11 protein-coding genes are annotated in these 11,818 nt (G+C 70.1%); all 11 read right to left on the bottom strand.

The features are described from left to right. Positions 1 to 17: 17 nt before the first annotated feature. The 11 genes from ACGFY9_RS25700 to ACGFY9_RS25650 all read right to left on the bottom strand — a co-directional run bounded on the left by ACGFY9_RS25700 (position 18) and on the right by ACGFY9_RS25650 (position 11,732). Positions 18 to 1,619: an alpha-amylase family glycosyl hydrolase gene (locus tag ACGFY9_RS25700; RefSeq protein ID WP_393757801.1), complete on the bottom strand. Its 1,602-nt coding sequence runs from the start codon at positions 1,617 to 1,619 to the stop codon at positions 18 to 20. A 40-nt stretch (positions 1,620 to 1,659) separates the two neighbouring features. Continuing rightward, complete coding sequence (locus ACGFY9_RS25695; protein WP_393757800.1) at positions 1,660 to 2,535, bottom strand: carbohydrate ABC transporter permease; 876 nt, start codon at positions 2,533 to 2,535, stop codon at positions 1,660 to 1,662. Continuing rightward, positions 2,532 to 3,488 carry a carbohydrate ABC transporter permease gene (locus ACGFY9_RS25690; protein ID WP_393757798.1) on the bottom strand — a complete coding sequence of 319 codons (957 nt, stop codon included), beginning with the start codon at positions 3,486 to 3,488 and terminating at the stop codon, positions 2,532 to 2,534. Before ACGFY9_RS25690 ends, ACGFY9_RS25695 begins: the two co-directional genes overlap by 4 nt. A gap of 4 nt (positions 3,489 to 3,492) precedes the next feature. Then, positions 3,493 to 4,839 (bottom strand): ABC transporter substrate-binding protein, encoded by a 1,347-nt coding sequence (locus tag ACGFY9_RS25685; protein ID WP_393757796.1) that lies wholly within the window; start codon positions 4,837 to 4,839, stop codon positions 3,493 to 3,495. Between the two features lie 110 nt (positions 4,840 to 4,949). Next, complete coding sequence (locus ACGFY9_RS25680) at positions 4,950 to 5,948, bottom strand: LacI family DNA-binding transcriptional regulator (protein ID WP_393757794.1); 999 nt, start codon at positions 5,946 to 5,948, stop codon at positions 4,950 to 4,952. Positions 5,949 to 6,070: 122 nt separating this feature from the next. Beyond that, on the bottom strand, positions 6,071 to 6,766 hold the full coding sequence (locus ACGFY9_RS25675; RefSeq protein ID WP_393757792.1) for a GntR family transcriptional regulator: 696 nt from the start codon (positions 6,764 to 6,766) through the stop codon (positions 6,071 to 6,073). Between the two features lie 69 nt (positions 6,767 to 6,835). Further along, positions 6,836 to 7,837, bottom strand: a complete 1,002-nt coding sequence (locus ACGFY9_RS25670) for a proline racemase family protein (RefSeq protein WP_393757790.1) — start codon at positions 7,835 to 7,837, stop codon at positions 6,836 to 6,838. Positions 7,838 to 7,877: 40 nt separating this feature from the next. Beyond that, on the bottom strand, positions 7,878 to 8,774 hold the full coding sequence (locus tag ACGFY9_RS25665; RefSeq protein ID WP_393757788.1) for a dihydrodipicolinate synthase family protein: 897 nt from the start codon (positions 8,772 to 8,774) through the stop codon (positions 7,878 to 7,880). Between the two features lie 69 nt (positions 8,775 to 8,843). After that, complete coding sequence (locus ACGFY9_RS25660; RefSeq protein WP_393757786.1) at positions 8,844 to 10,277, bottom strand: FAD-dependent oxidoreductase; 1,434 nt, start codon at positions 10,275 to 10,277, stop codon at positions 8,844 to 8,846. Further along, positions 10,270 to 10,572, bottom strand: a complete 303-nt coding sequence (locus ACGFY9_RS25655; RefSeq protein ID WP_393757784.1) for a (2Fe-2S)-binding protein — start codon at positions 10,570 to 10,572, stop codon at positions 10,270 to 10,272. The genes ACGFY9_RS25660 and ACGFY9_RS25655 overlap by 8 nt, the downstream gene beginning before the upstream one ends. Beyond that, complete coding sequence (locus tag ACGFY9_RS25650) at positions 10,569 to 11,732, bottom strand: NAD(P)/FAD-dependent oxidoreductase (protein ID WP_393757782.1); 1,164 nt, start codon at positions 11,730 to 11,732, stop codon at positions 10,569 to 10,571. Before ACGFY9_RS25650 ends, ACGFY9_RS25655 begins: the two co-directional genes overlap by 4 nt. Positions 11,733 to 11,818 lie beyond the last annotated feature (86 nt).

The following is an 11,818-nucleotide window of genomic DNA, read 5'->3' as shown; positions in this document are numbered from 1 at the left end:
CGGCCGAGGGCCGGCGGCTATACGGTGCGCAGCCAGGCGGCCGTGTCCCGCGGCAGGCGTCCCTGGTCGTCCAGGGGGCCGCTGGTCAGCAGGAGGTGGGTGTGCGCCGGAAGGTCGGCGGGTGTGCCGGCGAGGTTGACCACACAGGTCACGCCTTCCGCGCGGGCGAAGGCGAGCACACCGTCGGGGGCGGGCAGCCAGGTGAGGGGGCCGTCGCCGAACACCGGCCGGAGGTGGATCGCCTCGCGATAGAGGTTGAGTATGGAGTCGCCGGTCCGCTGCTGACGGTCGACCGCATACGATGTCCAGCCGACCGGCTGCGGCAGCCACGGCTCACCGCGCGAACCGAAGCCCGCGTACGGTGCGCCCTCGACCCAGGGCAGAGGCACCCGGCAGCCGTCGCGGCCGGGGTCGGTGCCGCCGGACCGGAGGTACATCGGATCCTGTATGCGGTCGACGGGCAGCTCGACCTCGGGCAGTCCCAGCTCCTCCCCCTGGTAGAGGTAGACCACTCCGGGCAGGGCCAGCGAGAGCAGGGCGGCCGCCCTGGCGCGCCGGGTGCCCAGCGCGAGGTCGGTCGGGGTGCCGAAGGCCTTGGTGGCGAAGTCGAAGCCGGTGTCGGCGCGGCCGTAGCGGGTGACCGTGCGGGTCACGTCGTGGTTGCAGAGGACCCAGGTGGCGGGCGCGCCGACCGGGGCGTGCTCGGCGAGGGTCTCGTCGATCGAGGCGCGCAGTCGCTCCGGGTCCCAGGGGCAGGACAGGAAGGCGAAATTGAAGGCGGTGTGCAGTTCGTCGGGGCGCAGGTAGCGGGCGAAGCGTTCGGTGTCGGGGAGCCAGACCTCGCCGACGAAGACGGCGCCGTACTCGTCGGCGACGGCCCGCCAGGAGCGGTAGATGTCGTGGAGTTCGTCGCGGTCGACGAAGGGGTTGGGGTCGCGGCCCTCGACGAAGTCGGGGAGGTCGGGGTCCTTGGCGAGCAGCGCCGCCGAGTCGATGCGGACGCCTTCGACGCCGCGCTCGAACCAGAAGCGCAGGATGTCCTCGTGCTCCTGACGCACCGCCGGGTGGGCCCAGTTGAGGTCGGGCTGTTCGGGGGTGAACAGGTGGAGGTACCAGTCGCCGTCGGGGAGGCGGGTCCACACGGGTTCGGTGGAGCCGGCGAACTGCGACGGCCAGTCGTTGGGCGGGAGTTCACCGTGCTCGCCGCGTCCCGGACGGAAGTGGAACAGCTCGCGCTCGGGGCCGCCGGCGAGCGCGGCGCGGAACCACGGGTGCTGGTCGGAGACGTGGTTCGGCACGATGTCGACGATCGTGCGGATGCCCAACTCCCGTGCCTCGGCGATGAGTTTCTCCGCCTCGGCGAGCGAGCCGAAGGCCGGGTCGATGGCGCGGTAGTCGGCGACGTCGTAGCCGCCGTCCTTCATCGGTGACAGGTACCAGGGGTTGAACCACAGGGCGTCCACGCCGAGTTCGGCGAGATACGGCAGTCGGGAGCGGACGCCCGCGAGGTCGCCGGTGCCGTCGCCGTCGCCGTCCGCGAAGCTGCGGACGTAGACCTGGTAGATGACGGCGGTGCGCCACCAGTCGTCCTGGCTCTGGGCAGGGGTGGGCTGTCCCACGGTGCTGGCCTTTCTGTCGGGGGCGTCGAAGGGGGCGGTGTCAGCCCTTCGTGCTGCCCGCGCTGATCCCGGCGATGATGTGCCGCTGGAAGACCAGGAACATCGCGACCATGGGGATGCTCGCGATCACCATCGCGGCGATGAGCACGGTCAGTTGGATGTTCTGGGACAGCTGGACGAGTGCCACGCTGATCGGCTGTTTGTCGGTGTCGGAGAAGACCATCAGCGGCCACAGGAAGTCCTGCCAGACGGCGACGAGCGCGAAGATCGACACGACGCCGAGGACCGGGCGGGACATGGGCAGCACGATGGACCACAGGATGCGGAGCTTCCCGGCGCCGTCGATCTCGGCTGCTTCCATGACGTCGCGCGGGAGCTGGTCGAAGAACCGTTTGAGGAGATACAGGTTGAAGGCGTTGGCGACGGCGGGGAGCCAGATGCCGAGCGGGCTGTTCAGCAGGCTGGTGTGGATCAGCGGGAGGTCGGCGACGGTCAGGTACTTGGGTACGACGAGTGCCTGCGCCGGGACCATCAGCGTCGCCAGGATGCCGCCGAGGATCAACTTGCCGAAGGCAGGCTTGAGTTTGGACAGGGCGTAGGCGGCGGCCGTGCAGAGGACCAGTTGGAACGCCCAGGCGCCGGCGGCCTGGACGACCGTGTTCCACAGGTGCTCCGGGAGCTGCATCAGGTCCCAGGCGTCGGTGTAGCCGCTGAGGTGCCAGTGGTGGGGCACGATCGTGGGCGGGGTCTGCGCAATCTCGTCCGGCGACTTCATCGCGCCGGTGACCATCCAGTAGACGGGGAAGAGGAAGGCGAGCGCGAAGAGGACGACGACGCCGGTGAACACCGTCCAGTAGACGGCCTTTCCGCGCGGCCGGGCGAGGCTTGCCGGGGAGAGCAGCGTGCGGGTGGTCACAGGTCGTCCTCTCCGGAGCGGGTCAGCCGAAGATAGAGGGCCGAGAAGACGCCGAGCAGCACGAGGAGCATCACGCTGAGCGCGCAGGCGCCGCCGAAGTCGTTGTAGAGGAAGGCGTATTTGTAGATCAGGTAGAGGACGGTGACGGTGGCGCTCTCCGGTCCGCCGCCGGTGATGACGAACGGTTCGGTGAACACCTGCATCGTGGCGATGATCTGAAGGAGCATCAGCATCAGGATGACGAACCGGGTCTGAGGGATCGTCACGTACCGGACGCGTTGCAGGAGGCTCGCGCCGTCCAGTTCGGCGGCCTCGTACAGCTCGCCGGGGATGGACTGGAGCGCGGCCAGGTAGATCAGGACGGTGCCGCCGAGGTTGGCCCAAGTGGCCACGATCACCAGGGAGATGAGGGCGGTGTCGGTGCCGTTGGACCAGTTCGAGGTGGGCAGGTGCAGGAAGCGCAGCGTCTCGTTGGCGAGGCCGGCTCCCGGGTCGTAGAACCACTTCCACAGCAGGGCGGTGACCACCGGCGGGATCATCACCGGGAGGTAGACGACGACCCTGAAGAAGGCCTTCCAGTGCCTCAACTCGTTGAGGACCAGGGCGAGTACGAACGGTATCGCGAAGCCGATGAGCAGGGCCAGCGCGGTGAAGACGAGGGTGTTGCGCCAGGCGGCGGCGAACTCGGGGTCGTGCCAGACCTGGGTGAAGTTGTCGGTGCCGACCCACTCGGGCGAGGAGCCGGGCGTGTACTTCTGGAAGGCGATCACGACCGCGCGGATCGCCGGGTACCAGGAGAACAGGGCGAAGCAGATCAGGCCGCCGATGAGGAAGGCGTAGGCGCGCGCCTGGTCGAGGAGGCGGCGCCGCCCCAACCCCCTTGGCGGGGGCGGCACCTCGACCTGTCGAACTGCCGTCGTCTCGACGGGACTCCGGGTGGCCGTCCGGGTCATCGGGTCAGCCCCGGGCCAGGATGCCGTCGATCTTTCCGGAGGCGTCCTTGAGGAGTTGGTCGATGTTCGCGTCCTTCTTGGTGAGGACGGCGGAGACGGCTCCGTCGAGCACGGAGTAGATCTGCTGGGCGTCCGGCGGCTCGATCTTCATCTGGAGGGACTGGTTGCCGTCGAGGAAGGTCTGGTAATTCGCCACCGGGACATTGGAGTTGGCCTTCTTGACCTGCTGGTCCTTGGCGTCGGCAGCGCCGGTGAACAGCCGCGGTTCGGGCAGGCCGACGGGCGCGTTGGCCTTCTTGGCGCGGGCGTAGTCGCCGAGGAAGCCGCTGCCCGGGGTGAGGAACATGCTGTCGAGCCACTTGAGGCCGGCGCGGATCTGGGCGGGCGTGTCGTGCTTGTTGAACATGTAGCCGTCGCCGCCGATGAGCGTGCCCTGGCCGCCGGGCATCGGGCCGAGGGCGAGGTCGTCGTAGTTGCCGCCCTTCTCCTTGACCAGGATCGGGATGTTGTCCGGCGCGGAGAGGTACATACCGAGCTTGCCCGAACCCATCAGCTGCTGCACGTCGTTGATGACGAGGAGCTGCTTGCTGCCCATCGAGTTGTCGGTCCAGCGCATGTCGTGCAGGTTCTGCAGGACGGCGTGACCCTGCGGGGTGTCGATGGTCGCCTTCTTGCCGTCGGCGCTGACGACGTCGCCGCCCTGGGAGTACATCTCGGCGGTGAAGTGCCAACCCCCTTGGTTCTGGGCGCTGTAGTCGGCGTAGCCGATGGTGCCGTTGCCGAGCGCGGCTATCTTCTTGGCGTCGGCCCGGACCTCGGCCCAGGTCGTCGGCGCCTTGTCGGGGTCGAGACCGGCCTGCTGGAAGAGCTTGCGGTTGTAGATCAGGCCCATCGAGTAGCCGGTGCGCGGGATGCCGTAGATCTTGCCGTCGACGGTGTAGATGTCACGCAGCTGCTTCTGCAGCGTGTCGTAACTCTTCAACTCCTTGATGTACGGCGTGAGATCGGCGGCCTGGTTGATGTCGACGACGTGCTTGGCGTCGGTGAAGTACGTATAGAACACGTCCTCCATCTGGCCGCCGGCGAGTTTGGCGTCGAAGGTCTTCGGGTCCTGGCAGGGAAACGCGTCGTGGGTGACGACGTCGATGTCGGTGTTCTTCTTCTCGAAGGCCGCGACGTCGGAATCGAAGAACTTGCGGTCGACCTTGGCGCTCTTGGGCGGCTCGCAGTTGACCGTGATGCGCGTCTTGCCGCTCGCCGAGTCGTCGCCGGACCCGCAGGCGGAGGCAGTGAGCGCGAGAGAACAGACGCCGATCGCGGCGAAGGTGCGGCGGAACCCGGTGCTTCTCATCGGTGGACCCCTCTGGGCAGGAGCGGTGGGCGCCGCACACTCAAGCACCGCCGACACCTGTCCGCAAGATGTCGCGCAGAATCTGTAATTATTCGACAGCGCGCTGACGCTCAGCCGCGCGGGGCTTGCGCGGTGGAACCACGCACTACCAGTTCCGGTTCGAAGAGCAGCTCTTCGGCCGGTACGGCGGTTCCGCCGACCTGTGAGTTCAGCAGCTCCACGGCGGCCCGGCCCATGGCCTCGATGGGCTGGCGGACGGTGGTCAGCGGGGGCTCGGTGCAGTTCATGAAGGCGGAGTCGTCGTAACCGACGACAGAAATTTCTGACGGGACGTCAAGTCCCTTGCGGCGTGCGGCCCTTACCGCGCCCAGGGCGAGGGGGTCGCTGGCGCAGATGATGCCGGTGACGCCCCGGTCGATCAGCCGGGAGGCCGCGGCGTGACCGCCCTCGATGGAGAAGATGGCGCGGGCGACGAACTCGTCGGGCAGGTCGTTCGCGAGGGCCCGCGCGGCGGCCAACTTCCGTGCGGACGGCATGTGGTCGGCCGGACCGAGGACGAGCCCGATGCGCTCGTGGCCGAGGGAGGCGAGGTGCCGCCAGGCCTGCTCGACGGCGACCGCGTCGTCGCAGGACACGGCGGGGAAACCGAGGTGGTCGATGGCCGCGTTGACCAGGACGACCGGGATGTTGCGCTCGGCGAGCAGCCGGTAGTGGTCGTGCGGCGCGTCCGCCTGCGCGTAGAGCCCGCCGGCGAACACGACGCCGGAGACCTGCTGTTGCAGCAGCAGGGTCACATAGTCGGCCTCGGAGACGCCGCCCTTGGTCTGGGTGCACAGCACCGGGGTCAGGCCGAGTTGGGCGAGCGCGCCGCCGATCACCTCGGCGAAGGCGGGGAAGATGGGGTTCTGCAGCTCGGGCAGCACCAGACCCACGAGCCGCGCGCGCTCCCCGCGCAACTGCGTGGGCCGCTCGTAGCCGAGAACGTCCAGGGCGGAGAGCACCGCCTGCCGGGTGGGCTCGGAGACTCCGGGTTTGCCGTTGAGCACCCGGCTGACCGTGGCCTCGCTGACCCCGACCTTCTTCGCCACCTCAGCAAGTCGTCGCGTCATGTGCGCAAGAATAGCGCAAGATACGCAAGTGGTTTGCGTTATGGCTGAGCCGGATCCGGCGACCGGCGGCTCCCCGAGCCGGTCAGCGGCTCCTGGCGCCCGTCAACGGCTCTCGGCTCCGGTCAGTCCTGGGCGGCCCACAGTCCGCGCACGTGCCCCAGGTGCCGGGTCATGATCTCACGCACGGCCCCCTTGTCACGGTCCAACAGCGCGTCCAGAAGCTCCAGATGCTCCTGCGCGGAGGCCAGCAGGCGTCCCGCCCGGACGAGGGCGGTCAGCCCGTAGAGGCGGGAGCGCCCCCGCAGATCACCGACGACCTCGACGAGGTGGGCGTTGCCCGCGAGCGCGAGCAGTCCGAGGTGGAAGCGGGTGTCGGCCTCGACGTACGCGATGAGGTCACCGGCCACGGCCGCGTGGACGATCTCCCGGGCGGCCGGACGCAGCGCCTCCAGCGAGACCGGGTCGGCGGTCCCGGCCAGCCCCACCACCGTGGGGATCTCGATCAGGGCGCGGATGTGGGTGTACTCGTCGAGCTGCTTCTCGGAGACCGCCGTGACCCGGAACCCCTTGTTCGGGACGGTGTCGACCAGCCCCTCCTTGGCCAGGTCCAGCATGGCCTCGCGCACCGGGGTCGCCGAGACACCGAAGCGGGCGGCGAGCGTCGGCGCGGAGTACACCTCGCCCGGCCGCAGCTCCCCCGCGATCATCGCGGCCCGCAGGGCGTCGACGACCCGCTCGCGATAGCTGCTCTTCTTGCCGCCCAGCGTGGGCAGATCCGGAGCGGTGGCCGGCGGGGCGCCGGCGCGTTGGACGGCCATCGGAAGTCTCCTAGTGGTGCAAGGTCCCACACGGTGCAATGTCACGCGTGACCGGCCATTATCCCCGGTCTAGAGGATGAATCCGCCCGGGAACGGATCGGCGGGATCGAGCAGGTACTGGGCGGTGCCGGTGATCCAGGCCCGGCCGGTGAAGCTGGGCAGGACCGCGGGGAGACCGGCGACCTCGGTGGTGTCGAGGAGCCGTCCCGTGAACTGGGTGCCGATGAAGGACTCGTTCACGAACTCGGTGTGCAGCGGGAGTTCACCGCGCGCGTGGAGCTGCGCCATGCGGGCGCTGGTACCCGTGCCGCAGGGTGAGCGGTCGAACCAGCCCGGGTGGATGGCCATCGCGTGCCGGGAGTGCCGGGCGGTGGCGCCGGGCGCGTACAGGTGGACGTGATGGCAGCCGCGAATGGAGTCGTCCTCGGGGTGGACGGGCTCGTCCCGGTCGTTGATCGCCTCCATGAGGGACAGGCCCGCCTTGATGATGTCGTCCTTGCGGGACCGGTCGAAGGGCAGCTCGAACTGGTCCAGCGGCAGGATGGCGTAGAAATTGCCGCCGTACGCCATGTCGTATGTCACCGTCCGCCCGTCGGCGAGTGTGATCTTGCGGTCCAGGCCGACGGAGAACGACGGGACGTTCTTGAGGGTGACGTTCTTCGCGGCGCCGTTCGCTACGGCGACTTCGGCGACGACGAGCCCGGCCGGGGTGTCGAGCCGGATCGTGGTGACCGGCTCGACGACCTCGACCATGCCCGTCTCGACGAGCACGGTGGCCACGCCGATCGTGCCGTGCCCGCACATCGGCAGATAGCCGGAGACCTCGATGTAGACGACGCCCCAGTCGCAGTCCGGGCGGGTGGGCGGCTGGAGGATGGCTCCGCTCATCGCGGAGTGGCCGCGCGGCTCGTTCATCAGGAACTGCCGGATCTGGTCGCGGTGTTCGCGGAAGTACAGCCGCCGCTCGTTCATGGTCGCGCCGGGGATCGTGCCGATGCCGCCGGTGATCACGCGGGTGGGCATGCCCTCGGTGTGCGAGTCGACGGCGTGCAGGACGAGTTTGCTGCGCATGACGCTCCTGATGAATGCCGGTGAACCATTGTGCCGTTGTCTACGCCAGCCCGGCCGCGACCGCCTTCTCGGTGGCGGCGCGCACCGCGGCCTCCTGCTCGGGCAGCAGCGGGACGCGCGGCGGACGGACCGGGCCGCCGTGCCTGCCGACGATGTCCATGGACAGCTTGATGGCCTGCACGAACTCGACCTTGGAGTCCCAGCGCAGCAGCGGGTGCAGCTGCTCGTACAGCTTCTTCGCCGTGGCCAGTTCACCGTCGACGGCCGCGTGGTACAGCTCGACGCTCGCGGCGGGCAGCGCGTTCGGGTAGCCGGCCACCCAGCCCTTCGCACCCGCGAGCGCGAGCTCCAGCAGGACGTCGTCGGCACCGATCAACAGATCGAGTTCCGGGGCGAGTTCGGCGAGCTGGTACGCGCGGCGGACATCGCCGGAGAACTCCTTGACGGCGTGGATGTACCCCTCGCCGTGCAGCTTCGCGAGCAACTCCGGCACCAGGTCGACCTTGGTGTCGATGGGGTTGTTGTACGCCACGATCGGCACGCCCGCCTTCGCGACCTCCGCGTAGTGCGCGAGGACCGAACGCTCGTCGGCGCGGTACGCGTTGGGCGGCAGCAGCATCACGGAGGCGCAGCCGGCGTCACGGGCCTGCTCGGCCCAGCGGCGGGACTCGGCGGAGCCGTAGGCGGCGACACCGGGCATCACGCGCGCGCCGCCGATCGCGGCGACGGCCGTCTCGACGACCTTGGCGCGCTCCTCGGGCGTGAGCACCTGGTACTCGCCGAGCGAGCCGTTCGGCACGACACCGTCGCAGCCGTTCTCCACGAGCCAGGCGCAGTGCTCAGCGAACTTGTCGTAGTCGACGGCGAGTTCGTCGGTCAGCGGGAGCGCGGTGGCGACGACGACGCCGCGCCAGGGGCGGTTCGGGGCGGTGGTCATATGGAGTCCTATCTCAAGAGCGCGTGTCTCATTGGCGCGTGACATTTCACTGATGAACAGGGCTTACGGTCAGTCCGGCCCGGCTTCGGGCTCTCCGGCACGGGCCAGCACCCCGAGCGGTACGGGCCGCGCGAACGGCCGCCGGGACGGGGTGAGTTCGCACCCGGCCAGCCCCGCGACAGCTGGCCCGCACATCCGCCCCTGGCACCAGCCCATCCCGGCCCGCGTCAGCAGCTTCACGGTGCGTACGTCACCGGCGCCGAGCCCGTCCACGGCCTCGCGGATAGCGCCCCCGGTGACCTCCTCGCAACGGCAGACCACGGTGTCGTCGGTGACGAGATCGGTCCAACGGGCGGGCGGTGCGTACACGGTGTCGAGGGCGGCGAAGAACTCCCGCAGTTTCCTACGGGACTTGGCGGCCGGCGCCCAGGTACGCGGGTCGGGTTCGGTGCCGTTCAGGCGTGCTGCGGCAGAGCGTCCCGCGATGTGGCCCTCGGCGAGGGAGAGGGCCGCGCCGCCGATGCCGGTGGTCTCGCCGGCCGCCCAGACGCCGGTGACGTCGGTGCGCTGTTCGTCGTCGACGTGGACGTCGGTCCCGTCGAGCCGACAGCCGAGGGTCTCCGCGAGGTCGGTGTGGGGAAGCATGCCGTGACCGACGGCAAGGGTGTCGCAGGCGATACGGCGTTCCGTGCCGGGCCGGACGCGCCCGTCGGTGTCGAGTGCGGCGACGGTCACCGCCTCCAGCCGCTCGTCACCGTGAGCCTCCACGACGGTGTGCCGGGTGAGCAACTTGGCCCGGTGACGCAGGAGTTGAGCCGCGTACTGGGCACCCTCGGCGACCTTGCCGGGCTGTGCGGCGAGCGCGCGGGTCCGTCGTACGAACGCCTTGGGGTCGGCGGACTCGACGAGCGCGGCCACCTCGACACCGGCTGCCGCGAGGCCGGTTGCCACGGGGAGGAGGAGCGGGCCGGTACCGGCGACCACGGCGGTGCGTCCGGAGACGGCGAGTGTGCCCTTGAGCATGGCCTGGGCGCCGCCCGCGGTGAGGACTCCGGGAACGGTCCAACCGGGGAACGGGAGGACCTTCTCGTAGCCGCCGGTGGCAAGGAGGACGGCGTCGGCGCGTACCTCGCCCGGGGCCTCCTGGGCGGGGCCGAGGAGGGCGTGCACGGTGAAGGCGTTGCGGCCGGCATCACCGGCCTGTTGCTTCAACCTCCGCTCCACCAGCCACACATGATGGCCCGTCAAGTGCGTTGCGCGGCCAGCCTCTACGTGTCGCGCGAGGGCGTCCTTCAGTCGCTCCCACGTCCGCCACTGGTGGTGCAGGGTCTGCGGGCGTCCGGCGTTCAGTTCGGCGGCGGGCTGTCGGTAGAACTGGCCGCCCGCCCGCGCCGCCGAGTCGATCAGGGTGACGCGGACGCCGTAAGACGCGGCGGCCACCGTGGCGGCGAGTCCTGCCGGGCCCGCGCCGATCACGGCGAGGTGTGGTCGGTCGTCAGTCATCGTGGCCCGTCCCCTCCTGCGTACGGATGGCGTCGCCCGGGTGCACGGACACCAGGCAAGCCCGTTGGTTGGGGCGGGAGTTGACGGTGACGAGGCAGTCGTAGCAGACGCCGATCCCGCAGAAGACGCCGCGTGGGCGGCCCTCGCCCCGGGTGGTGCGCCAGGAGGTCACGCCCGCGGTCCACAGTGCGGCGGCGACGGTCTGGCCGGGGAGGGCCTCGATCTCGCGGCCGTCGAGGGTGACGGTGAAGGCCGGGCCCGGGTGGGCGTCGGCGAGGTCCAGCGGGGCGTTCACGCGCTCTCCTTCTCGGGGGACTCGGGGAAGCGGTCGGGCCGGAAGGGCGCCAGGGCGAGGTCCGGGGTCCTGTCGCCCAGCAACTGGGCGATCAAGTGCCCTGTGCCGGTGGCGAGTCCGATGCCCGCGCCCTCGTGTCCGCAGGCGTGGACGAGGCCGGGGACGCGGGGGTCGGGGCCGATGGCGGGCAGGTGGTCCGGCATGTACGGGCGGAAGCCGAGGTAGGAGCGCATCGCGTGGACGTCGGACAGGAACGGGAACAGTGTCGTCGCGCCCGCCGCCAGCGCGCGTACGACCGGCAGCGAGAACTCCCGGTCGAAACCGACGCGTTCACGGCTCGCGCCGATCAGGACCGGTCCAGCGGCGGTTCCCTCCACGACCGGTGCGGTCTGCAGGGCGGCCGAGTCGCTGGCCACGTCGGCCACGTAGTCGGCGGCGTACACCTTGTGGCGGACCAGGCGCGGGAGCGGTTCGGTGACGAGGACGAAGCCGCGGCGCGGGAGGACGGGGAGGTGGACTCCGGCGAGGGCGGCGACTTCTCCGCCCCAGGTGCCGGCGGCGTTGACGACCGTGGAGGCGAGGATGTCGCCCCGGTCGGTGCGGACGCCGTGGACCGTTCCATCTGCCTTGAGGAGTACGTCCGTCACCGTACGGCCGGTGAGCAGGCGGGCGCCCGAGGCGCGGACGAGGTGGGCGGCGGCCAGGGCGGGCATCACCTGGCAGTCCTGGGGGTAGTACACGCCGCCCGGGAGGCCGGGGGCGAGGTGGGGTTCGAGGGCGTACAGGGCGTGGCCGACGACCGGCTCGGCGACGACTCCGGCGATGCGCTGCTCGTCGGCGAGGCGTTCCAGCGTGGCGAGCCCTTCGGGTGTGGAGGCCACGACGAGGCCGCCCTTGTCCTCGTACTCGACGAACTCCCCGAGTTCCTCCGCGAGTTGTGCCCACAGGCGGCCGGAGAGAAGGGCGAGGTCGAGTTCCGGGCCCGGCTCCTTGTCGGAGACGAGCAGGTTGCCCTCGCCGGCGCCGGTCGTGCCGCCGGAGACCGGGCCGCGGTCCACGATGACGACGTCGAGGCCCGCCCGGGCCGCGTAGAGGGCGCAGGCCGCGCCCACCATTCCGGCTCCGACGACCACGACATCGCAGGTCAGTCGCTTGCTCACAGCAGTACTATGTCACATGACTCCCTAGCTGGGTATGTTCACGTGTATCTCCCCACGCGCATGTCACCACACACGGAAGAGGTGCC

It is taken from the genome of Streptomyces sp. NPDC048504, from assembly GCF_043200035.1.
GTDB lineage: Bacteria > Actinomycetota > Actinomycetes > Streptomycetales > Streptomycetaceae > Streptomyces.
Note: the sequence above shows the minus strand (reverse complement) of the source record. Positions and strands in the feature narration are given on the sequence as shown.

Bases quoted from the DNA above. Each gene is read 5' to 3' on its own strand.
- ACGFY9_RS25685 (WP_393757796.1), bottom strand. From the start codon at position 4,839: ATGAGAAGCACCGGGTTCCGCCGCACCTTCGCCGCGATCGGCGTCTGT.
- ACGFY9_RS25665 (WP_393757788.1), bottom strand. From the start codon at position 8,774: ATGACCACCGCCCCGAACCGCCCCTGGCGCGGCGTCGTCGTCGCCACC.
- ACGFY9_RS25680 (WP_393757794.1), bottom strand. From the start codon at position 5,948: ATGACGCGACGACTTGCTGAGGTGGCGAAGAAGGTCGGGGTCAGCGAG.
- ACGFY9_RS25690 (WP_393757798.1), bottom strand. From the start codon at position 3,488: ATGACCCGGACGGCCACCCGGAGTCCCGTCGAGACGACGGCAGTTCGA.
- ACGFY9_RS25660 (WP_393757786.1), bottom strand. From the start codon at position 10,277: ATGACTGACGACCGACCACACCTCGCCGTGATCGGCGCGGGCCCGGCA.
- ACGFY9_RS25675 (WP_393757792.1), bottom strand. From the start codon at position 6,766: ATGGCCGTCCAACGCGCCGGCGCCCCGCCGGCCACCGCTCCGGATCTG.
- ACGFY9_RS25670 (WP_393757790.1), bottom strand. From the start codon at position 7,837: ATGCGCAGCAAACTCGTCCTGCACGCCGTCGACTCGCACACCGAGGGC.